The 23,071-nt window shown below is 66.1% G+C and carries 17 protein-coding genes; 5 read left to right on the top strand and 12 right to left on the bottom strand.

The annotated features are described in order from the left end of the window. Window positions 1–52 precede the first annotated feature (52 nt). The 6 genes from AC6EI4_RS11565 to AC6EI4_RS11590 all read right to left on the bottom strand — a co-directional run bounded on the left by AC6EI4_RS11565 (window position 53) and on the right by AC6EI4_RS11590 (window position 5,642). The gene (locus AC6EI4_RS11565) at window positions 53–709 is read right to left on the bottom strand and encodes a hypothetical protein (protein WP_498451534.1); all 657 of its coding nucleotides are present in this window, start codon (window positions 707–709) and stop codon (window positions 53–55) included. Between the two features lie 400 nt (window positions 710–1,109). After that, window positions 1,110–2,099: a reverse transcriptase family protein gene (locus tag AC6EI4_RS11570; protein ID WP_498451535.1), complete on the bottom strand. Its 990-nt coding sequence runs from the start codon at window positions 2,097–2,099 to the stop codon at window positions 1,110–1,112. A gap of 105 nt (window positions 2,100–2,204) precedes the next feature. After that, a complete protein-coding gene (locus AC6EI4_RS11575; protein WP_498451536.1) occupies window positions 2,205–2,951 on the bottom strand; it encodes a hypothetical protein in 747 nt (248 codons plus the stop codon). A gap of 320 nt (window positions 2,952–3,271) precedes the next feature. After that, complete coding sequence (locus AC6EI4_RS11580; RefSeq protein WP_498451537.1) at window positions 3,272–3,748, bottom strand: DUF2306 domain-containing protein; 477 nt, start codon at window positions 3,746–3,748, stop codon at window positions 3,272–3,274. Window positions 3,749–3,856: 108 nt separating this feature from the next. Beyond that, on the bottom strand, window positions 3,857–4,546 hold the full coding sequence (locus AC6EI4_RS11585) for an endonuclease/exonuclease/phosphatase family protein (RefSeq protein ID WP_498451538.1): 690 nt from the start codon (window positions 4,544–4,546) through the stop codon (window positions 3,857–3,859). Between the two features lie 277 nt (window positions 4,547–4,823). After that, window positions 4,824–5,642, bottom strand: coding sequence for a hypothetical protein (locus AC6EI4_RS11590; protein WP_498451539.1), 819 nt, complete (start codon window positions 5,640–5,642; stop codon window positions 4,824–4,826). 508 nt (window positions 5,643–6,150) lie between these two features. On the opposite strand from AC6EI4_RS11590, the gene AC6EI4_RS11595 reads away from it, so the two are divergent. Continuing rightward, on the top strand, window positions 6,151–8,607 hold the full coding sequence (locus AC6EI4_RS11595; protein ID WP_498451540.1) for a hypothetical protein: 2,457 nt from the start codon (window positions 6,151–6,153) through the stop codon (window positions 8,605–8,607). A 691-nt stretch (window positions 8,608–9,298) separates the two neighbouring features. Then, a complete protein-coding gene (locus AC6EI4_RS11600; RefSeq protein ID WP_498451541.1) occupies window positions 9,299–10,237 on the top strand; it encodes a hypothetical protein in 939 nt (312 codons plus the stop codon). Window positions 10,238–10,484: 247 nt separating this feature from the next. On the opposite strand, the gene AC6EI4_RS11605 is transcribed toward AC6EI4_RS11600, so the two are convergent. Both AC6EI4_RS11605 and AC6EI4_RS11610 read right to left on the bottom strand, forming a co-directional pair. Beyond that, entirely contained in the window at window positions 10,485–13,127 is a 2,643-nt protein-coding gene (locus tag AC6EI4_RS11605; RefSeq protein ID WP_498451542.1) for a DEAD/DEAH box helicase, read from the bottom strand. Window positions 13,128–13,245: 118 nt separating this feature from the next. After that, window positions 13,246–14,229: a HamA C-terminal domain-containing protein gene (locus tag AC6EI4_RS11610; RefSeq protein ID WP_498451543.1), complete on the bottom strand. Its 984-nt coding sequence runs from the start codon at window positions 14,227–14,229 to the stop codon at window positions 13,246–13,248. Window positions 14,230–14,822: 593 nt separating this feature from the next. Here AC6EI4_RS11610 and AC6EI4_RS11615 point away from each other — a divergent pair. Continuing rightward, a complete protein-coding gene (locus AC6EI4_RS11615) occupies window positions 14,823–15,734 on the top strand; it encodes a tyrosine-type recombinase/integrase (RefSeq protein WP_498451544.1) in 912 nt (303 codons plus the stop codon). A gap of 150 nt (window positions 15,735–15,884) precedes the next feature. Further along, window positions 15,885–16,424 carry a YaeQ family protein gene (locus AC6EI4_RS11620; protein WP_498451545.1) on the top strand — a complete coding sequence of 180 codons (540 nt, stop codon included), beginning with the start codon at window positions 15,885–15,887 and terminating at the stop codon, window positions 16,422–16,424. 190 nt (window positions 16,425–16,614) lie between these two features. Here AC6EI4_RS11620 and AC6EI4_RS11625 read toward each other — a convergent pair whose 3' ends face one another. Beyond that, window positions 16,615–16,794, bottom strand: coding sequence for a hypothetical protein (locus AC6EI4_RS11625; RefSeq protein WP_498424942.1), 180 nt, complete (start codon window positions 16,792–16,794; stop codon window positions 16,615–16,617). Between the two features lie 853 nt (window positions 16,795–17,647). Continuing rightward, complete coding sequence (locus AC6EI4_RS11630; RefSeq protein WP_498451546.1) at window positions 17,648–17,947, bottom strand: sensor histidine kinase; 300 nt, start codon at window positions 17,945–17,947, stop codon at window positions 17,648–17,650. A gap of 87 nt (window positions 17,948–18,034) precedes the next feature. Between AC6EI4_RS11630 and AC6EI4_RS11635 the strand changes: the two genes are divergently transcribed. Beyond that, window positions 18,035–21,073 carry a hypothetical protein gene (locus AC6EI4_RS11635; protein ID WP_498451547.1) on the top strand — a complete coding sequence of 1,013 codons (3,039 nt, stop codon included), beginning with the start codon at window positions 18,035–18,037 and terminating at the stop codon, window positions 21,071–21,073. 48 nt (window positions 21,074–21,121) lie between these two features. On the opposite strand, the gene AC6EI4_RS11640 is transcribed toward AC6EI4_RS11635, so the two are convergent. Further along, window positions 21,122–21,778 (bottom strand): response regulator, encoded by a 657-nt coding sequence (locus AC6EI4_RS11640; protein ID WP_498451548.1) that lies wholly within the window; start codon window positions 21,776–21,778, stop codon window positions 21,122–21,124. Further along, window positions 21,775–22,917: a sensor histidine kinase gene (locus tag AC6EI4_RS11645; protein WP_498425043.1), complete on the bottom strand. Its 1,143-nt coding sequence runs from the start codon at window positions 22,915–22,917 to the stop codon at window positions 21,775–21,777. Before AC6EI4_RS11645 ends, AC6EI4_RS11640 begins: the two co-directional genes overlap by 4 nt. Window positions 22,918–23,071: the final 154 nt, after the last annotated feature.

Genomic DNA, 23,071 nt, shown 5'->3' on the forward strand with positions numbered 1-23,071 from the left:
CGCCCGCCGTGGGCGTCGGCCCCGGAGAACGGGACATAGACGATGTCAGGGTTCAGCGCTTCTCGACCTCGGCGAGGGCGGCGGCCATCGTCCGCCGCGCGATCTCCTCCGCGAGCGCAGTGGGGTCGTCCAGTCCCCCGGCGGCGAGCCAGGCATGGTCGAGACGCATCTCGAAAGCGCCTTCGCGAGGCACGCCTGAGCTGCCTCTCCCCGGCTCGGGAGGCAGCAGGATCTGGTAGGTGATCGTCATGGTTCTTCCGTGCTTGTTCTCGCGGACGTCGAAGCTCACCGCGCGCACCGGCGGCCAGGTCAGATCACCGTGTTGCTGCTCTTCACCGAGGATGTCCCGCGCTTCGCGAAGGAGTGCGTTGATGCCTGGGTCCTTGCTCCAGACCGACTCAGGAGGTGGATCGGTGAACGTCGGCTCATACCTGATGTGGTGGCCAGGACCCAGCTCGTCCTTGAGTCTGGCGGCCAACGCTCGGCCACGCTCCTCCCAAGCATCGTGGTTCAAGGTGCCGAGACCGGACTCGAAGCTCTGGTACTCCTGCGACCACTGCAAGATGCTGTCCCGCAGGTCGTCGCTGATCGGGAGTAAGTACTCCAACTCGCCGCCAAAGGGGCCGTGATCCTCCAGCGCATAGCTGTTGCCCATCTCGCTGTGGGTGAACCAGATCCACATCGGCGGCTCCGGAACCTTCGAGCCCATCGACGCCTCTTCTCATCCCGTTCCCCAATTGGGCTAGTCCCATTCCGCGACGTCACCTGTGCACCTACGGCGGGAGACCGCCGACCCGGTCATCGCCAAGGCGTGCGCTCAAGGTGATGGGCAGACATACGTCCTTTCGCCCAATAGGACGCACTGGGGCGCGCGCTTTGGCCGCTCAGCCGTTGAACCCTGGGCCCTCAAGAGGGCTTGTTGACACGGCGCTCGTAGGCGAGTCTGCCGTGGCCGCTGACTGAAATCGCGCGCCGGCGCTGATCAGCTTCGTCGCCTGCGTACCTCACTAGGTGCCCGCCCCGACGCGAAGCCGCCCGACCTACTTTGCTGCTTCAAGTCCGGGTGCGCGCCAAGCGCGTGCTGACATGGACTCCGTCCGCCGGTGGCGCTACCAATCGTCGGGAAACTCGATGTCGTCCAGCAGGTCCCAGTCTGGACCAGGCACGTATGGATCGAGAGCCGGAGCGATGCGGCGCCAACGATCTCGAAGTGGCAGCCCGAATGCTGGATCGGCATGCGCCGCGTAGTGAACCCAGCCGGCGAGACGCTCGATGCTCATGGGCTTCGGCGACCTCTGTCGAGCGTCGCTGACTCCGAACCTCTCGGCGAAGTACAACTCACGACGAAGTCGCTCCTTCATTGGCCTTGGGATGTGAGCTCCAGCGTGGTCCCCAACGTAGAGCCCGGTGACGAACTGTGGACCCCCACGCCTCATGAATCGAGTCTTGGTGGGATTGATGCTCCACCCGAGGGTCCCAAGTTGAATCTCCAGAGACTCCAAGAAATCATCGTCGATTGAGTCCTTTGTGCCCGAGAACGCCAGGTCGTCCACGTAACGAGTAAACGTGACTCCGCGAGTTTGAGCGAACGCCGCCAGCGCTTCATCGGTCCTGAGGAAAGCCATGTTTGAGAGAAGCGGACTAGTGCTAAATCCCTGGGCTAGCTTGCCGTCAACGAGTGTGACTGATGCGACGAGCTCCGCGCACTCGTCAGTGAAGCCGAACAGGGCAAGTCCTGAGCAAACTTTTTCGCTCCCGATCGAATCGAAAAAGTCCTTGATGTCGACCTTCAGCACGACGTCCCGCCCCAGGTGGCACGCAGCATTGGTCACGGTGCCTCTCCCCTGTACGAACCCGTGAACCTCGTCAGGAGCCTCATACCCCGACGTGGATGTGAGACCCAGTCTGAGATGTTTGAGTACTCGGTCCAGCCCAACGTTTGGGCGCAGCACTTCTCGAGGGCGTCGTCGCTTCTGCGGCACGGCAATGCGCGTATAGCCGAGGCCGTCGACGAGGAGCATCTCTCCCCAACGGACTAGTACGTCAGCGGACTTCATGTGGCTGGCACTCGCCAAGGTTTCGACGTCGACTTCGAACATGTTCTCTCCGCTCGATGCGACCGAGGGTGGGCCCTGCGCCTGCTATGCAATCCAACGCGTGCGACTCGCACACCTCGTGGCTCCACCCTCGGTGCGTCTGTAAGTCTACCAACGCTCGATGTCGAAACCGCGGCGAATGACGCGGGAGCCATCAATCGAGCGCGCTACCGAGAGCGACCCCTCAATCGATCGAAAAAATCTTGACTCAAAGTTCAGTGGATCCAGCACCGGGGGTTCGTCTCCTTGACGTATGCGCCACTGATTGAACACATGGAGGACGTAATCAGGGAGGGCCAAGAGGCTTGGATCCCGCTTCATGCCGAACATGACGACGACTTCTGGGCCGTGTCGTCGAGTCGCGGTCGCGGCTCTTGTGGCTACTCGCCTGAAATACTCGTTCAACTCCTGTGCTGACTCGAAGAGGATCCTGACTTTGGGCCTTCCGTGGTAAGTTCGGAGAACGTCTCGCAAGAGTCGATCGAGAACCATCATCAGTCGCTGCTTCTCGGACAGCTCAGGCATCGACGACCCATCGCTGTAAACGATGAACGTCTTAAACGCCAAGTTGTCGGCGAGAAAGTCAACGAATGCCGACTTGACTTCCCGCGGGTCTGAAGATGCATGGAATCCGCGTCGTCGGAATTCCTCGAAGCTCGGTAGACCCTCGAGATAGAAGGTCCGTCGCCACGTTGTGTATAGCGCCTCGATGTCAGCATTCAGTCGGCGAGCCTCGCTTAATTCGATGACGATCGCCGCTGCTGCCACGAATGGGCTGTAACTCTCGTCCACTAGCACGAGCACCGAGCCCTCTGGATCGTCCAGATCGCTGTCATCGAACCCTGTGGTGTTCACGGGGTAAGAGCCAATGCTGGCGCGATCAAGGTCGTTGCCATCCCACTAGCATGCCAAAGGTCAGTGTCGATCCCTCGCGTCACACGTGTTCCTGGGCCAAGAGGGCGTTCAACGACTTGTGAGGTTCCCCAGACCGCTTGGCGCCCTGCCGTCGATCGCCAGCACCGCTAACCGCACGGGTCGACGAACTGCGTCCTTCCCCCGCGTGCCGGCACGGTCCGCGCCTTGAGGGGATCGAGTGGCGTGCGTCCGTAGGCGACCCGTTCCCCTTGATGGACAGCGGACAGGTCCTGTGGGACGCGATCCCCGGCAGGGTTCCTCTATCGGCGCGCAGGATGGCGAGCAACGGCCGTTGCTGATCGGTATCTCCGAGCAGACCGCACGATGGCTATTCCACCGACAATGCCAGGGATCTGCAGGAACACGACTGCGTTGAGTGCGTCGCTCGACAGCGGCAGCCGATCGAAGAACTGTGCGATCCCTGTGACGACGAGCATCACGTAGGACACCTGCATCAGGAACAGATGCCAGAACAGCCAGCCGGACTTGCCGCGGCGCCACACTGGTTGAGCTATTCCAGCCGCGGCCACCACAAGCACCAGCATCGAGACGGCATGGAAGATGCTCGGACCTTCCCGCAATTCGAAGATCCCAAATGACGAGAGAGCCATCACGGCGATGGCAGCGACGTACGTCCATCCCCATCGACGGTGTGATGCGGTGCCCTTCCTCAAGATCAGGACGACGGCCCCGCTGATTCCCGCGAACACGGCTGTAGCAACGTGCAGGAAGATCATCGGGGCCCATCCTGCCACCTCGATTCACCGTTCCAAGGTAGATGCCGTACCTGGCTCCGCAACCGGGACCGCCGAAGTTGCGTCTTTCCACCGCCTTAGCCCCCCATGTCAGGCCGCGGGAGTCACGTCGACAATCAGTGGAACGTGATCGGACCGACGCGGTAAGACCCAGTCCTCGTAGCTGCCGACGGTCATCGAGAGCCTGCTCGCCCACTCCTTGGGGACGAAGGCATGATCAATGTGGAACGGATGTTCCCGACGGAGCCAGCGGTAGTACGTGGGCTCGAGGGGTGCGCCCATCGCCCGGGTTGCCGTGAAGGCGCTCACGAGCCCGCGCTCTTCGAGCAGCCGCACATTCTCCGTGTGAGCCGCGGCTGTGGTGGCGATGGGAGCGTTGAAGTCACCTGCTAGCACGACCGGGCCGGCCAGCTTTGGCAGGACGTCATCGATGACGCGCCGTGCCTGCGAAGTGTAAGAGCCGAAAAGTCTGGGCTCTACACCCCAGAATCCCAACAAGGTGAACGAAGTGGGTCCAGTCACGGCCATGGGGAGCAACCCCGCCGTCGGCTGGATCTCGGTATGAGCTGTCACCCGCCATGGCTCTTGCGCGAAAACCCCTAGCAACTTAGGAGCGCCAGGGAGTGGCTGAACGTAGCTGGACGTAAGCCCGCGAACTTGGAGGGCGTCAGCTGTGATGCGGGTGCACTCAGCAACGACTGCGACATCGAAGTTCAACTCCCGCAGATGGACGTAGTTGGAAGAGAACTTCTCGTAGCAGTTCCAGGCGATGAGGCGCATGCACGAGAGTGTGTCCGGCCCCGCCCTGGGACCGGCCAAGCACCCTGGGTCAGACCCTTGACCTCCCGCGCTGCGGAGCGCCATAAGGCCGTGTGCAGCGTGAGCGACCACGCGGCCCTCCATCGCGTCGTCATGCTCGACATGAGGACGCGCGTCCATCGAGTGCAAGCCGTATGCGAGGGCCCTGAAATCAGATTTCGCCACGTACATCGTCCGCCGGATGCCATGCCGACCGCCTCGTTCGCGCCACTGAGGCAGATCAGGCCGGGAGGCAGGCTCAAGATTCCGAAGGGGCCCGGTCCGTCCCTGCGTTCTCATCCGCGACCTCCAGTGCAGACACGGCCGAAAGGTCCCGGGGTTCGGCGAGCTCAAGGCCGGCGAGATGCCTCTCCAGCCGCTTCGCCATCGGTCGGAAGGTCACGAACGTCAAGCCACCCGACGCGATTCCCCCCAGGACGGGAACGAACTTGGCGACGCCGTTCGCGAAGACCTGCTTCGTCATCCGAGCGCCGAGGAGCCCGGCGACCTTTTTGACCACGGGATAGACGGTCCCCTGCGTCAGCGCCTTCTGCGGCAGCTTCTTGACGACCTGGCCGGCAATCATCGTCGAGACCTTGGCGATCCCGGTCTGGGCAGTCTGGACGCCGAACATCACGCCAATGAAGAGCGTGAGGACCCCCGCAGTCGCCTCGTCGAGCTCCTCATCGTCAGCGAACAAGTCGGGCCAGCTGTAGATGTAGGCGAGCTTCTGTGCGATGCGGATGATGTGCCCGAAGTACTGCGCGAGATCGGCCGGCACAGTGCCCGTGATCGCAAAGCCCCCGGGGATGCCTGCAGCCGTTGAAAGCCCGGTGACTCGAGCCGTCTCGAAACGGATCGAGGTCGCAGCCACCTTCTCGATAACGCTAAGCGAAACACCCGCCGCGGCCGGCGTTTGCGCGATTGCTCGCTCGATCTGCTCGCCAGAGCAATGCCGCTTCAGGGCAGCGCGGAGGAAAGCGGCCCTGTCGATACGGACGCCAGGCAGCCGAGCCGACGCGTCAAGCACCTGCGTGAACTTCGTCCCAGAGCTTTCGATCTCTTTGCTCCCCGTCATGATGCGGATCGTAGGGCACTGGTGCCGCACATCGGCGCATGCGACGGTCGAGCCGCATGCCGAGGATCTGGTCGATTCAGAAGGGCGCCTCTGTAAACGCCAAGAGCATGTCGCTCACGACTGTGCGTCTTTCCACCGCCTGTCGGAGTCGCGGATCTACCGAGATCTGGTTGCCTGGCAGCCTGGGCGTCCCGCCTACTTTGACCCATGTCCAGCATTGGCGAACTCTTGCGCATAGATTTCGAGAGTCGCGGCGTCCGCTGCTGCGCATCGGCCCGCAGAAAAGTTCGGCCGTACGTCTAGACGTAGACAAACCAGTCGATCCGGTCAACCGGTGTCAAGGAGAATGGGATCGTCAATACCTAGGTAGGAGCTGCGCGGTGCCATTCCCGAACCGGACGAACGTGGGGTCGCTCGTTGCCGTCAACGATGCGACCTCCATCAGCCGTACCCGCCGGTCGGAGGCGACAGCCTGATGGCGTCGAAGTCGAAGCGCAAGAACGCTCGCATGAAGAGGAAGCGGCGCCGTCCGACCGAAACGGGCGGCATCGACCCGCACGTCGAGGTGGTGCTTGCGTCGGTCGAGGCAGTGTTCGACACCGTAGCGGACCTCGCCGGTTCTGCCGACCCTGGAGCTGCCGCTACGGCCGCACTCGTAGCTGCCGCCGACGAGATCGCCTCCCAGGTAGCTGGCATCGAGCCCGCGACCCTCATCGAGGTCGCCCGACTCGGCACACTGCCCTGGGCTCCCGAGGGCACGGTAGGGGTCGACCCCGACGCAGCCGTCGCTCGAGCAGAGCTCCTCGGTCTCATCGCGCTCGCCGCCAAGAACACGCCGCCCTCCCCTAGCATCGAGACAGACGAGGCGGCCGAACCCGGCGCCGGCGACGGTGTACAGCCGATCACCAACCTCATTCAGGGCACACTGCTCGGGCAGGTCGACGCCATCCTGCGCCTGGCGCAGGTTCGCGACCTCGTTGAGGCCGACAGGAGCAACCCGCTGGCATACGTCTCCGCGCTCATGCGGGGTTCGGAGATTTGGGTGCGGAACAACTCCTACCCGGACATGGTCGAGCAGACCGTCCGCGACCTGTTCGCTGCGCCGGCCGTCCGGTCGGCGCTGAAGGCTGACCTGGGCTTCGACGCGGACGAGGCGATCGCGGTACTGCACGCGTGCCACGAGGTCCAGGGCGACCTCATGAACGAGCGCATGAGGGCCATGTACGCGGCGATGCAGGTCGCGATGGACTCGGTCGGTCCCAACGGCGCCCCCGACCCGGACGCGGTCACTGTCGCTCGGACTGCCTGGACCGACGCATGTGAAGGCAACCCGGACGCGGTCGCCGCGACCGTCTCCCTGGTGGCAACGAAGTCCAGCCATGACCCGAGTGTCGCGGAGGCGGTGCTCAAGTATTTCTCGGTCGACATCGGGTCCTCGACGCCCTCAGATCTCGTGGACAAGTTCACTCGCGGCGACAACCCGCTCCGCACGCACCCGGTGGTCGCCGTCGGCGGTGACTTCATGCTGGTGCACAACGCCCACGTCTTCGGCGCAGTGCGCGAGAACCTCGAACAGCATCTGAAGGCCACCCCGGTTTGGGAGACGTACCAGAAGATGCGTGGCGACTTGCTCGAGGCGCGGACGACCGCCGCGCTCGCGCGGATCCTGCCAGGCGCGCATTTCCGCGAAGGGTTCAACTACTACGTCCCGGCGAACGCTGTCGAAAGGGGCCAGCCGCCTGCGACCTATACCAAGCGGGTAGAGGGCGACCACCTCATCATCGTCGACGATGTTGCATTCATCATCGAGGACAAGGCAGTTGCCGTCTCGCCCGACTCCCGGTCGGGTGAAACCCGACGGCTGCGGCGCGACCTGATAGGGATCGTCACCAAGGCCGCCGAACAGTCCAGGAGACTTCGCGACCGGATCGTGGAGGACAAGGGCGTAAGGATCGACGGGGAAGGGTGGGTCGACCTATCCCACATTCGGGAAATCCACACGATCGCGGTCTCCCTCGACGACCTGACCTCGGTCTCCACCGCTACCGCCGAGCTTGTAACCGCCGGCATCCTGACCGCCGACAACATCCCGTGGACGGTCTCCATCCATGACCTAGACCTCATCACGATGCTGGTCGACCACCCCGCTGAGTTCCTGCTCTACCTGCGCCGCCGCCGGAACGCGCTCACGACGGTCATGTATTCGACGGCGGACGAGCTCGACCTTTTCCTGTACTTCTTCTCCCAGGGCCTGTGGGTCGAGCCCGACCCGGATGCGATGCGGGCAGCGTTCCCGTTCCTCGGGCCGGTCAAGACGGCCGAACGGCGGCGGTTCGAGCAGCAGGCGCCGGGGCTCATCACGAGTCACACGGATGCGCTCGACCAGTGGTACTACGCCCAGAAAACGGCAGACGCCGGGGCGGCGGTTACGGTGCCGCCGAAGCCGGCCTTCGCGGCCAGCCCGCTCCGCCCCATGATTGACGAGCTGAGATCCCGTGGCGACTACGGATGGCTCAGCATCTCCGCGACGCTGCTGTCGGGTTCGGCAGCAGCACAGGCCAAGCTGGCGCACATCCCGCAAGACTTGCTGTCGAACCCGTTCGGAGATGGTCGCGAGCGCAGTCAGACCATTCCGTGGGTCGCGCCGACGCTCGAAGAGGCTTGGCTCCTTGCGTGGTTCACCCGCCCGGCGGGCCGCGACCCGAAGAAGTTCGAGGAGAAGGCTCGCAACTACCTCCGCACCAAGATGCATCAAGTGAGCATGCCGCGCGGCGCCGTGTTCGTGTTCAGCGAGCAGGCCAAGGAGTTGGTCGATGTGTACTTCGATGACCACGTCGGCGACCTCAACCCCGAGCTCGCGAGGCTCTCGCACTTCCTGATGCCACCCACTTCCTTCACTGGCCAGATCAACCCCGCCGGGAAGGTACGCGCCGGGACTCGAAAGCAGTCCGGTAAGCGCAAGTAGCACCCCTTCCGCTGAAGGTCGTGCCACACGCGCCGAACTTCGGTCTCCCGGGTGAACCGATCCACGGGAGCGGTGTCAAGAATCTGAGTAGGTTCGGACGACGAGAACGAGAGCGCGGCTCGAACGTGGTCGGTCCGATGCGTCTATTCGCCGCCCGGCGGACGCGCGACTCTGCCGCGCGCGAGCGAGCCCCTCATCGTCCCCCGCCGCTGCGGGGTTCATGCGCGCTCGACGACAAGCAGACCCCGGTCCACGCCGGAGCCGGCTCACCGGAAGGATGTCAGTTTGACGGTCAACTTCTATCTAAGAACTGCCAGTCCCTCCCCGTTTGGCAAGTATTGCTAGCTGAGCGTGCTCCGCAGCCAGGGGCACGACGTTGCTCGCGCTCAGGGAATCGCCGATCTGGCCGCCTCGTCGCCGGCAACGGCAACCCGACCATTGTCACGTTCAGCGACGGACCGCGGAGCACCTGCTACTCCGACTTCCGGACGTACGTTCGCGCCATGAACGGGCCAGGCGTCAACCCGTCTCGCACGGTGTGCGGGTCCGGCCCGAAGCCCGGTTCACGGTGGACCCGCGCGGAGTGCGGCGGCGGCCCCTCAGGCTGACTAGGCAAGGAACCGCCCGGTTGCGCCTCCCGAGCTGTTGCGGCCTGCCTAACGGTGGGGCCGCTTCGCCGTACCGTTCTCCCGTGTCTGCCGACCCATTCGTCCTCGCCTCACGCGTCATCACGCAGCAAGGCCGCCACCTCACCGTCCTCCTCAAGCAAGCCAACGACCTCGCCGACAACCCTCCCGAAGGCACTCCGGCACGTGCAGATTTCGACCACATCAACAACCACAAGCAGAAGAAGGACCTGCTTGGCCTGCGCTGGTGGGCACACAAGGGCTCCATCCTCAACCTTTCGTCCGGTGAAGAACACGTGCGCGGCTTGATGGCGATCGTCGTCTCCGAACAGTTGATGCCGCTGCCTGCGATGACGCTCGGCAGAGCCATCTACGAGGCCGCGTTCAACACGTTCTGGCTCATCCAGCCCGACGTCAGCACCGAGCAGCGCATCGCGCGATGGGCCGGCAGGCTCCTCCACGACAGTCAGGAGCCGCCGAACGCCCTTGATAGCTTCGGAGGGGCCGACGCCGCAGAGCGTGAGAAAGAGCGGGTCATCGAGGGACGCAGCCTCGGCCAGAAATTGATGAGGCAGGCCGGCATCGAGTTGAAGCTGAAGGGTGGAGATCGCAGCGAAGAGACGCGGCTCGTCACTTATCAGGGCGAGGCGTCACTGCTGACACCGAAAGTGACAGATCAGGTGGCTCGGTTCACCCCGAACCAGCAGTCTCTGTGGCCCCTGTTCTCCGGAGCAGCACACAGCCGCGGATGGCTGGTGGAGGGCCTCGAGGGTGACGCGGCAACGATCTGGTCGTCCGTGCTGGTGCCGCTGCTCGACGTGTCCGACGCGCTGGTGATCGAGGTGTGCACTTACTTCGGCTTGGACGCCCGCCCGACGCTTGAACGGACCCACCTACACCGCCGGACGATGCTGGCGCAGGCACGACCACAGCAGCAGGGGATGCGTGCCGGCTGGGACGCGTATAGGAAGGCTGGCGGGGCGCCAACTTTGCCGAGGCGGTGAGGGAGACCCCTTGCGGGCAACCGGCCAGAGGCTCTCGGCGCCGTCACGTGGCTCGAGCCGCGGCGGAGGTGCGTCTAACCGCCGCCTGACGGCGCGCCACGTCGCGGCGGACCGGCACGCCGACGACCGTGCGTTCAAGATGTCCAGGAGTCACCTGGGCTGGACTAGTTCGCGGCTCGGAGCTGGCCGGGCCTCGGGAGCTCGGTCGTCGGTGACCCTCCAGTACTCCAAGTCGCGCTGGCAGTAACTAGTCGGACAGGTCGGTCTGGGCTGCGGTGATGCGTTCGCGGATGCGCCCGATTTCTCGGCCGATGAGGACCGGCAGGTCGAGGGTCTCGACATCGAGCTCGGACACCCACGTGCGCGCATCGGCAGGGGTGAAGGAGTCTTCGTCGATGAAGCCACTCAACGCCAGGACGCTGGCACGTGACAGGCCCAACGACATCAGTGAGACCTCGCTGACGCGGGAGACACCGAGCTCGAGCATCATCTCGATGTCCATTGTCGAGGCTTGTGTCGTGATGCCTCGGGCGGCGGTCTCGAGGGTAAGGATGTTGAGATAGCACGACAGATACTTCGGCGCCTCGAACCTGGCGTACTTCTCAACGTCACCCATCGTCTCTCTGATGAGAGCTGGGAGCGGTCGGAGCTGGTTGCGGCCGCGGTAGAAGTCGTAGCGTTCGCGGATGATGCGCGCCAACGGGTAGCCGCGCATCCAGTTCACCATCACCATCGCGAGCTGGAACTGGCGGGCTTCGTTGCCGAAGTCCCCGCCGAGGAACTCGACGGTCAGGTTCAGCGCCTCGGTGTACAGCGAGTAAGCCTGCGGGTGGGCGGGACCTGGCAGCATCATCGCGGTGAGGGTGGCGTCGTCGAGGCTGGTGAAGAACTCGTGCAGTGCGTTCATCCGCAGCGGGTTGATGCCGGTGTGCCGAGTCAGAATCTCGAGGGGAACGGTAAGGCCCTCGAGGGCCTCTTCGAGCACGGCTTCGAGTTCGGCGATCGCGTTGGGCGCGTCGTGTGGTAGGCCTGGGATCTGTGCAAGCGGGATACCCCGGGCTAAGCGGCCGCACAGGAAGTTGAACACCGACTCGTACAGGGCAGTATCGGCGCCTTGCTCGTAGGTCGGGCCGGCGAGGATGAGGTCGATTAGGGACGCGGGTTCACGGATCGGTTCATCGGCGGCACGCTTGATGGGTTGGGCGGTCCGCAGACGTGGCGGGTGAGCCCACACGCCCTTGCGGCGCGGGTCCACACACACGATGTTCCCGCCGAACTCCTTGCCCCACCGACCCGCCCGGCCTGCCAGATTCCAGAAGTCAGCAGGCTCCATCGGGTTCCCGAGGCCTTTGCGCGGGGCGCGGACGAACAGGTTGCGGCACGGCAGGTTCACCCCCTCCAGCAGGGTGGAGGTGCAAACGAGGTAGGTCAGGGCACCGGTCTTGAAGAGCCGCTCGATCTCGGCCTTCAACAGGAGCGGCATGTTGCCGTAGTGAAACGCGACCCCGCGGCCGAGGACCTCGATGAGGCGGTAGCTGTCGTGCACTGCGGTGGCGGCGAGCTCTTGGAGCGCGATGATGTCGGCGTCCTCGCTCACGTCGGCTCCCTCGCCGAGGTGGTCGTGCAGGTACAGCGCGATGTCCTCGGCCTGGGCCTGGGTGTTGGCGTATACGACGTTCCCGCCCACGCCAGCAGCACTCGTCACCTCGCCCGTGCGAGCACCTCGGGCGGCGCCTGGGTTGGCGCCGAGAGCGACGGCGACGAGAGCAAACCGTTCGATGTCGGAGGTCGTGCGGACGGGCAGCTCGATGCGTCCGACGGCCAGGTGGTCGCCTTCGTAGACGAGCTCGACGTCCATCAGGACTGGTTTGCCCTTGACGCGGTCGACCCACAGCAGGTTCTGGTTGACGGTGACCATCGAGCTGGTGATCGGGGCGGTCTTGGCCTGGGCGGGTGCAGCTTCGAGGAGCAGCTGAGGGTTGGCGGTTAGAGGGGACGCGAAAAGGACCTGGGTTCCGGCGTCACGACGGATGGTCTCGTCGAGGACGAGTTGGAGCAAGACGCCCCGAGACCCGTCGCCAAACTTGTGGGCCTCGTCGATGAAGATGACGTCGGGCGCGAACATCGGTTTCTGTGCCTGCAGCAGGTGCAGTCGCTCCTGGGTCAGGACGTACACCTCCTTGTCGGCGTCTTCGCGGGTCGCGTCCCACGGCATCGTGTGGATGGCGACGTTCTTGGGGAATGAGTCGCCGAAGTCGGCGCTCACCTCCTCGATGAGGGCGCGCGTGGGGACGAGGTAGACGCCGACGAACTGTTCCTTGCGTGCGGCGGCGTCGAGGAACCACTGCTTGACGATGAACGACTTCCCGGCCGAGGTGGGTGCGGAGATACTGACCCAGGTGTTTTCGTTGGCTGCGTTCCAGAACGAGCGCTGGAACGCGTTGGTCGTGACGTGGTCGCCGTTGGCCAGGTCGATGCGCAGGTCGAGGCGACGGCGGATGACGTCGAGCTGCATCGTCGCGGGCGCGTTCGTCCAGGCGTTGGGATCTACGAGGTCGCGGGCGGCGGCAAGGTCGATGGCGGGCCGGTTCCCCGAACGTTCCAGGAGCAGGACTGCGGCCTCTCGTTCCTCGTCGTGCGCCTCAGGGTCCTGGAGACAGGATTGCAGGACACGTAGGACGGCGTCTTGAACCTGGGTCGATCGTGACTCGGTCGCAGCGCTGGCACACAGCAGCCCGTATGCCCACCTGCGCACGGCCACGTTCTCGCTTCCGGTGCCGCCCTCAGCACTTTCGGCAGGTCCGTGGGGAGCTGCCGCAGTGATGGCGGGAAGGTCACGCAAGAGCGTCGCTAGCATCGAACTGTAAAGAAGCCGTTGGAAGCGGTCCATCCGAGAACCACAGCGTCGACAGGCGAGACCGCACCAGCGACGCTGGCGGCATCGTTGGCTGGGCTGTCGACCAAGGCCTCGGGCTCGCCGGTGTCGTTGGGGCCTTGCGGGGGTTCGGTCATGCGTCGTCGTCCGCGATGGTGCCGTGCAGCTGCTCAGCCAAGGCCTTGCGGAACAGGCTCACGGATGGGAACGGCACGCAGAACACTTCGAGCTCGACCTTCTCGAGTTTGTGGGTGCCGATGCCCTTCTCGACTCGTTTGGTCCAGGCCTCCACATGCGAGGTGACGTCGGCGAGCACCTGGTCGACGTCCTGGGTGGTGGGGTACTCGTCGAGGTCGAACCCGATGAGGCAGGCGCCACGGATTTCGATGTTCTGCGACATCGGGTCCTCGTCGTCGAGGTAGCGCAGGAGCACGGCGGCTAGCTCCTCGTCGGTGACGTTGAGGTTGTCCCGCACGAGCATCAGATCGCGCTCGGATGCGTCAGCGTCCGGGGTCAGGAACGGTGCGAGGCTCTTGAAGCCGGAGTCGATGGCCTGGTTCGGCTTTTGGTACAGCTTCGACTCGCCCCAGTAAAGGGCGAGGTGCCCGGTGTCGGTGATGGTCGCGTGTACGCCGTCAACCCCGTGGTAGTGGACCGCGGCGTTGGTCTTGAGTGACATCTTCGCCAAGATCTGCGGGATTCCGAGCACGGACTCGAGCAGGACGTACAGCAGCAGCTCCCCGCCTTCGCCGGAGGTGGTGAGGTTGGCGAACAGGTCACGCGCTTCCTGCTCGAGTGCGGAGAACGCGGCCGGGCTACCGGTCTTGGCGTACGTGTCGGCGGCCTCGCTGATGCGATGCCGCGGGATGCAATACTCGGTGATTCGCTGGGCCAGGAGACGCGCGAGCTTTTTCACTCTTGGTCTGCCCTGGGTGTCACGGGCGACGAAGTGGCAGCGGACCGTGGCACGGGTGTTGTCGATGAGGACGGGCTCACCGACGCTGTGGAGTACACCGCCGAGCGCTCCGGAGTCCTGGCGGATCAGCTGGCGTACGGCATCGACGATCCACGGAGCAGCACCGATGTTCTTCAGCGCATCGATCGCCTCTGTGGACATGTGACCGCAATTTCAGTTCGGTTCCTGGACTTGTCGGTCGCCAAGATACGGCCGCCAGCCGCCCTAGGAGCGCATTTCAGACCGATGGCGCACGGCGGAAGCGTCGGTTCTCGAACCGCTGCGCCCTCATCCTTCCGACGAACCTGATGTCGCAGACGTCTGCGCATTGCGGTCACGAACTTTCCAGGGTCGCACCGTGCTTCGCTTCGGAGCGGCGGGTTCAGCGCTGCCAGGTCCCGCGGTTGCGAGTACGCCCGGCATGTCCGCGGAACAGGACACCGTGCCGGGGGGGAGCAGCGACCCCGCGGGCCCACTTGTAGTAGCCCGTCCTCGCCAGACGAGTAGTTCGACCATACGATTGATCGGATAGATGGCCGCGGGTCCAAACTGGCCCCAGACACTCGCCGAAGCCCACCAGTTCTGGCCTCCCGCGGGAACGACCTCCGTGCCAAGACCCGTGCCTTTCTGAAGTGCGTCTTTCCACCGCCTACGGACGCGTTGAGTCACGCCTCGGACTAGCGTCGCTGGCCAAAGAGCTTGGCGCGTTGGCGGCGGGCGGGCTGAGCCAAGCCATTCGCCGCACGGAGCATCCCGTGCCCGACTCGACCGTCTTCCCGTTCCGGCCCACCACCATGACCACGGCCCAACTCGCAGCCGTCTCCTACCTCGCCCGCTACTCGGGACGCACGCACAAGCTCTACGCCTACCAGCTCGGGCGCTGGTTCACCTGGTGCGAGAACCACGGACTGGATCCACTCCTCGGTATCCAGCGTGCCCACGTCGAGCTGTACATCCACCAACTCGGCGAAACCGGCCTGATGGACTCCTCCATCGTCACGATGATGCACGGCGTCCGCGGCTTCTTCCGGTTCGCACACATCGACGGTCTGAACACTGCCGACCCGGCCGTCTACGCACGCCTTCCCAAGGTCCAACACGACGAGTCCCGCACCCAGGGACTCGACCGACTCGAACTCATCCGCTTCCTCCAAGTCGCCCAGACTCTCACGGTGCACCACGGGGCGCTCGCATTCCTCCTCGGCATCAACGCCCTGCGCGCATCCGAAGCAGCCGCGGTACGCATCGAGGACTACGCGGAAACGCTGCGGGGACACCGAGTCCTGCACCTGGTCGGCAAGGGCAACAAGCCCGCCACCATGCCGATCACGATCCCAGTGCTGCGTGTCCTTGAGGCCTGCCGAGGACAGCGATCCGACGGGCCGCTCGTCCTGAGACCGACCACGGGAAAGCCGATCGACCGCCGAGACGTTTACCGGATGGTTGTGCGGGTCGCCGAGGTCGCGGGGATCCCCCGACACATCAGCCCACACTCACTGCGTAACGCCGCCATCACCAACGCCCTCGACGCCGGCGTCCCGCTGCGCGACGCGCAGATCCTGGCACGCCACGCTGACCCACGCACGACCGAGCACTACGACCGCGCCCGCGGAAACCTCGACCGACACGGCGTCCACTTCCTCACCGCCTACGTCGCTGGAGTGTGAACGTCCTGCGTCCCGTGCGCCCAGAAGGATATGTGCCCCTTTCCGAGGGACGACAAGGCCTTGTCGCTGACACGTCGCGACGTTTCCTCGTTTCCCCCCGGCGATTCAGGCCATTCGACTTCAGGACGCGATGTAGGCCAGCATTGCCCCATGGCAGCCGGCGCGACGATGCACACGTTCGAGATCGAGCTGGCCGACATGGATCGGGGCGTCTACGAGCAGTTCACGCTTCGGGCGGCGCGGCATCCGTCAGAAACCGAGGCGTACCTCGTGACGCGTGTGCTCGCCTACTGCCTCGAATACGAAGAGGGCATCGCGTTCAGCGAGGGGATCTCGGCGGCCGCCGACCCGGCGGTGCTCGTGCGCGACCTAAGCGGGAAGCTGCTGGCCTGGATCGAGGTTGGGGCGCCGGACGCCGCGCGCCTTCACGCGGGCAGCAAGGCTGCTGAGCGCACGACCATCTACACGCACCGCGACCACACCAGGGTGCTGGCGCAGTGGGCGGGCGCGAAAATACATCGCTCCAGCGAAATCGTCCTGCACAACTTTGATCCCAGGTTCATCGATTCCGCCGTGGACGCGATCGAGCGCCGCAACGCGCTCACGCTCACTGTTACCGAGCGGCAGCTCTACCTCGAACTGAATGGCGTGCACCTTTCGTCGGCGGTCCACGATCATCCGATCAGTTAGTGGCGCGGGCTCCCCTGGCTGGCGGCCCCGCTGTTGCCGCGCAGCACTTCATCGGTGCCAGCAGGGCACGCCCGCTCCACCGCGAAAGCGCTATCGCGCGCTGCCCTCCTAGTACCGCCGACGCCGCTTCAAACGCACATTGTGTACCGCAGCGGCCGGGCAAGGCAGCGGGCGGCATTGGTCGCTTTTGTCAGTCAGGTTCCGTGTTGCGACTGGCCCCAGGGTCCTCTTCTGGTTCGAACGAGTTGGGTTCACCCATCGTCAGTTCGATGCCCTCCCCGCCACCCTCACCGTCCAGCGGGTCGCGCTCGGCGTCGTCCTGATCTTCGGGCGTCTGGGACTCCGATCCTTCAGCAGGCTGCTTGCTCATAGCTTCACCATCTCCTTTGTGCCTGATAAGACGCTCGCGCCGACCGACCTGCACGTCAAGTCCTACGGCGGAACGACGCACCATTGGCCTAGGCAGGGACTAACAGTGCCGCGAAACCTCCGACCGCCGGCGAGTCGTTCGGAGGGCCTCGCACAGGTTGCCAGTGCGTCCTACCGCCGCGAGGCGGACGTGCGGATCTGCCAATGAGCGTGCCCCTCTGCCAGGCACCCTTCGTCACGCCTTACCGGCAGACGCCAACCGGCTCGTTGTCAGAAGCGGGCACGAATACGACGCGCTGTCCCAGTGCCTCGAAGACTGCGCGGTCCGCCGACTCCATCGTCAGCACTCCCGCTTGATGAGGGTCACCCCACTCAGCCGGTGGACCGCTCCCCTCCTGGTTGTAAAGCGGAGGACTGGCGTGCCACCAGCGCCCGTCGATACGGACGATCTCGACCCCACAGTGCGTGTAGACGCTGATGAACGGCGTGGCGCTGGGCTCCTCGGTGGACGCTGGTGCCGTCGTCGGCGTGCTGCTGATGCAGCCGGTTGAAAGCACCGCAGAGATGAGCACGGCGGCGTAGCGAATGCAGTGCGTCGGTCTGCCCACGACCTTTCGACGCATCAGCTGCACTGACGGTTCCCGTTCTCTGGACCGACAACGCCGGTATGTTGCGCTCTTTAGCGCCCCGGAACCAGCGCTTCGTCCCAGTGCTCGCGCTCGGCCGGCGGAGAGAGCCGGACGCTCGCGTACAGGTCACGTCCCTCCCCCGCACCTCCATGTCCGCAGCGGAGTCGACCAGCAGCGCGAACGCGCCGCGCACCAGGGTCTGGTCGTCGGCGAGCAGGACCCGGATCACGACGGCACCCGCCAGATCTCCGGTAGCGGCAGGCTGGCCCGTACCTCGAATCCTCCGGACTCGCCAGGCCCGGCGGACAGCTCGCCGCCGACAGCCTGCGCCCGGCCTGTCATCCCGACGATCCCGAAGCCGGCCGATGTCACGATCGAGTCCGGTCGCGCAGGCCCGTGATCGACGACCGCGATCCGCAGCCGGTGGCCGTCCTGGTCGAGTCGGACGGTCGCGTGCTTGGCCATCGAGTGTCGGATGACATTGGTCAGCGACTCCTGGATGATCCGATAGGCCGCCTCGGCCATGTGGCACGCAGCTCATGGAGCGTGGCTCGGCTCGTGTCCGACAGGCTGGGTGTTGCCCAGCCCCAGGCACTCTGCTAAGCCGTTCAGATGACGGAGGGCAAGGGTCCGCGGCGAGAAACGGTCGAGCTGCGGGTCCACGGAGTCCACGGCACCTCCCCCGCAGCGATGCTCGGTCTCGACATGGGCGAGGTGCGCCAGGTCGCCGGCGACAACCTGACAGGCGTGTACCGGTCGAGGAGCGGAGAGATTCCCTACCGCAGGCTGGAGGGTCTGCCGGTCGCGGTCGAGGCGTACTCCTGGGGCACGCTCACCTCCGGCGTACGAGGCTTCCTCGGCTGGGTCCAGCGGGCGCTGTGGCTGTTGTTGCTGCCGTTCGCGCTGGCGAATCTGGCGTACTGGGCACGGCTCCAGCTCGCGTCGAGCGGGCGGACGGCGCTGTGGAGCGCTCGACTGACCCGGCTCGGCGGGCTGCTGCTCACGGCGTTCATGGTGTTGATCCCCGCCATGATCGGCGTCGACTTCATCGCGTGGCAGTGCTACCGCGGCGACAGCCCCGGTTGCGAGACGCTGCCCGGCGCACTCGACTGGATGGCCGACCTGTCGGCCACCCAACGCCTCGCCGTCGGCAGCGTGCTTCCGCTCCTCTTCGTCGCGGGGCTGTGGTTCCTCTCCCGACAGTCGCTGCTGCGCTACGAGGAGGTCACGTTCGGCGGCCGGGAGCCTCTCGACCGGACGCTGGTGTTGCGACACCCCAGGCTCTGGAACGGCAAGCTCCGCACGCAGCAGCTGCAGCGGGTCCACCTCACCGTGGCCCTCGCGACCGTGGTGGCGTTCTCGGGCGGTCACGTCGTCAACCACCAAGTGGGCGGTGGGGGCCTGCTCGACGCCACGTTCCTGATCGCGCTCGTTCTGGCCGGGCTCGCGACCGGGTGGGCGATGACGCTGCACCCTGACGACGTCGAGTACGACGGCCGTGCTCTGGCGGGACGACGAGCTCGACCGGACGGGTACGCCGGATGGCACCGGCGGGTGCCCGGCGTACTGCTGGGCGCGATGTGCACGGCCGTCGCAGCCCACCTCGGGTTGCTGTGGATGCATTCCGGCGACGTGAACCAGCAGGTCGATTACGTCGGCGACAACACCTGGTTCATCGGCGTCTTCGTCTCCCTCACCGCCGTGCACCTGGCGCTGTTCACCAGCGAACGGATGTCGCCACGGTGGTGCATCGTCACCGTGCTCGTGGTCGTCCTCCTGGCCGCCGGCGCGATGACCAGCCACCTCGGTCACCTCGACGCGCTCCCCGGAGCGGCGACGGCCTGGCGGGTCGCGGGAATCGTGGCTGCCGGGGTGCTCGTCGTCGTCTTGGGGGTCTGGCAGGTCAGGAACGGTCGTAGACACCGGCAGGAGGCCTGGAACGGCGCGGGCGCCTCGGTGATGCTGGCGGCGGCGGCGTGGGTCGCCTTGCTGTTCACGACCGGCATCGTGACTGCCGCGGCGGACTACCTCAACGGCGCGGACCACGGCGTCGACGACCTGGTCTCGCGACTCGGCGACTCCTCGACCTCCATCGCCACCGAGGCGGTCATGCAGTCCGGCGATGGCTCGACCCTCGCGCTGACGGGCGACGTCGTCGTACGCGACGCGGTGATCACGCTCGAGGGAGGGCAACCGGTGATCCGCTCCGGAACCGTGGAGTCAGAGCGGATCTTCGACGTCGACGAAGAGGCGGTGGCCGATCTCGACGGTGTGGCCCTGCAGAAGGGGCGCACCCGACTCGAGGAGGGCGTGCTCATCCTCGACTCCGACAGGTTGCGGATCGAGGACTCCTGCGTGCGGTTGACCGACCAGAGCCCGTGCTCAGCGGAGTCGCGCAGGTTCCTCGTCGGCGGCCTGCTCGAGCTGGCCGACGTCGAACCCGAAGGCGCGACCGACGGCGAGGCGGGGATCCGCATCGCCAGTGAGGACTCGGTGGAGCTGCGCCCGTCGTCCGCGCCTGCGGTGCCACTCGTCGTACCGCAGGTCCTGATCTGGTCACCGCTGGCGCAGACCGCGTGGCTGGTCGCGATCCTCGGCTGGATGCTGATCGCGGTGTGGTCCTTCCGTCGCAGCCATCCGGCCATCGACGAGCTGGTCGAGCAGGAGATCCCGCCCGGCTACCGGTCCGAGTGTCGCAAGGCTCGCCGTCGCGCGGCATTCGCCCACCGCGCCGAGCGGCTCCTCGACGTCATCGGTGCGATCACCTCGGTGCTCGCGATCAGCCTCATCGTCGTGTCCGCGGGAGGGAACAAGGCGCCCTGGGAGATCTGGGAGGTCCTCGCTCCCCTGGCCACCCTCGGCATGTACGTCGCGCTCGCGCTCGGCGCCGGGCTGGTGCTGCTGGCCTCACGGGTCCGTACGTCGGAAGGGACGCGCAAGGGGGTCGGGGTGCTGTGGGACCTCACCACCTTCTGGCCACGGGCGGCCCATCCGCTGGCACCGCCCTGCTACGCCGAACGGGTGGTCCCCGAACTGCGCACGCGGGTGGACTGGGCGCTGCACTACGACAAGGACGGGACGGACCTCCGGGCCGGCAACCAGGTCGTCCTGTCCGGTCACTCGCAGGGCTCGGTCATCGTCTGCGCCGTGCTCAGCCGGCTCCCCAGCGCCGACCTGAAACGGACTCGGGTGATCACCTACGGCAGCCAGATCCGCGCGCTCTACGGACGGGTCTTTCCTGCGGTCTTCGGTCCAGACCAGATCGGCTACGAACCGACGCCGAGGATGACACGTCTGACCTGCGCCTGGCCGGACGCGCCGGTCACGACCTCCGACGCTTCGTCCCCGCCCTGGGAAGCAAAGCCGGAGAGCCTCGCGGGCCGCCTGCACACCGCCGGCGGTGCCTGGGTGAACCTGTTCCGCCGCTCCGATCCCCTCGGCTTCCGGGTCTTCAGCGATGTGGACCGGCCGCCCGACACCTATGTCCGCGAAGTGCCCGACGTGATCGTCGGAGATGCCGGACCGACGGTGAACACCCACAGCGGCTATCAGCACACACTCGCCTACCGCGAGGTCGTCGCGGCATGGACCGGAGAGCCCGTCCGGACCGACCCCGTCGAGACCACGCGCATTCCACCTCTGCCGGTCTGAGCAGTCCGCAAACCGTCCCGAGGCGGGAGAGCGCGGATCGGCCGGGCTCTACTCCCGGACCCGGCCGGTCTCATACCCCCACATCGCGACCTCCACCCGGTTACGGGCGCCGAGCTTGGCCATGAGGCTGCCGATGTGGGTCTTCACCGTGCTGAGGCTGATGTGGAGCTCGGCGGCGATCTCGGCGTTCGTGCGACCCCGCGCGATGGTGAGCAGCACCTGCTCCTCACGTTCGGTGAGCGGGTCGAGGGGCTGGGCGGGAGGAGCTGCCCGCCCCGTGCCCGCGAACGTCGACAGCAACCGGCGGGTGATGCTGGGCGAGATCAGCGTGTCGCCTCGGGTGGCCGCCCGGATCGCCTCACCGAGCAGCTCGGGTCCGGCGTCCTTCAGCAGGAAGCCGGTGGCGCCGGCCGACAGCGCGCCGTGCACGTACTCGTCCAGGTCGAAGGTGGTGATCACGACGACCGCGACCGGGTCCTCGACGCCCGGCCCGGCCAGCAGGCGCGTCGCCTCGACCCCGTCGAGGACGGGCATCCGGATGTCCATCAGGCACACGTCGGGACGGAGCTCGCGGGCCAGCCGCACCGCCTCCTGCCCATCGCGTGCCTCCCCCACGACCTCGATGCCGTCCAGGGTGCCGAGGATCAGTCGCAGTCCGGTCCGCACGAGATCCTGGTCGTCGGCGACCAGCACCCGGATGCTCACGCCGACACCTGCCGCGGCAGTGTCGCGCTGACGGCCCAGCCGCGACCGGGGCAGGGACCTGCCCGGCACGCGCCACCCAGGAGCAGTGCGCGTTCCACCATCCCGGTCAGCCCGAACCCCGCTTCCGGGGCGGGGTCGGCTGCGCCCGGATCACCGTCGTCACGGACGACGAGGCTGACCGTCGACTCGTCGCCGACGATGCGCACGTCGATCAGGCTGGCGTTCCGGGCATGCCGCAGGGCATTGGTGACCGCCTCCTGGGCGATCCGGAAGACGGCGGCGTCGATCGCCGCCGGGAGGACAAGGTCGCCCGTGACCCTGACCTCCACCCGCGCCCCGGCAGGCGAGGTCCCGGACAGCCGCTCGAGGTCGGCGACACCGGGCTGCGGGGCGTAGTCGGCGGGCGCCTCGTTGCGCAGTACCCGGACCATCGCCCGCATCTCCGCGAGCGTGCGCGACGCCTCCACCTCGATCACCTCCAGTGCCTCGAGCGGCGACGACGGGCTGGTCGCCGCCAGGGCGCGCCCTGCCTGGGCCTGGACGGCGATGGCAGAGACGTGGTGGGCCACCGTGTCGTGCAGCTCGCGCGCCAACAGGACCCGCTCCTCAGCCTTCACCTGCTCGAGCCCCCTTTCCCGGGCGCCGTGCTGCGAACGCACGGCCCAGCCCAGGGCGAACGCGCACATCAGGACCGCGACCCCGCCGATCGCGTCGGCCGTCCCGGTCCAGTTGGTGAAGAGCGCCATGGTGGCCGTGGCCAGGATGAGCGCCATTCCCGCCGCCGCCTCTCGGCCGGACCCCCACCGGAAGAGTGAGTAGGGCAGCAGCAGGAGGTAGACCATCGTGTTCATGTCGAGCGCCGGTGCATCAACCGCCATCAGCGCGATGTCGACGACCGCGGTCACGCCGAAGGCGGTCGCGACCACTGCGAGCGGGTGGGTACGCCTCCATAGCAGCAGCGGCGCCAGCCCGACCGCCATCACCACCGACAGCCCTCGGAGCGGCAGGTCCTCACGCAGGACACCCTCCAGTACCCCGGAGACCGTCACGACCGCCAGCAGCGCCCAGTCCCGCCATACCCGGACGGGTGGGGCCGAGGGCCGAGGTTCCTCCAGCAGGGACCGCAGTGGATTGCTCACCCCCTCAGCGTAGGGAAACAGCGCCGCCCCGGGACCGGCCGAAAGTCTGACCCGGCCCCCCGCCCCCCGGCCGAAGGCATGACGGGCTCGGAGCCTCACGGCCGATGCCCGGCGGGCACGAGCGCCGTCACGGTGGAGTCAGGTCCTGCGCACC

Source organism: Nocardioides sp. Z43_10, assembly GCF_059766615.1.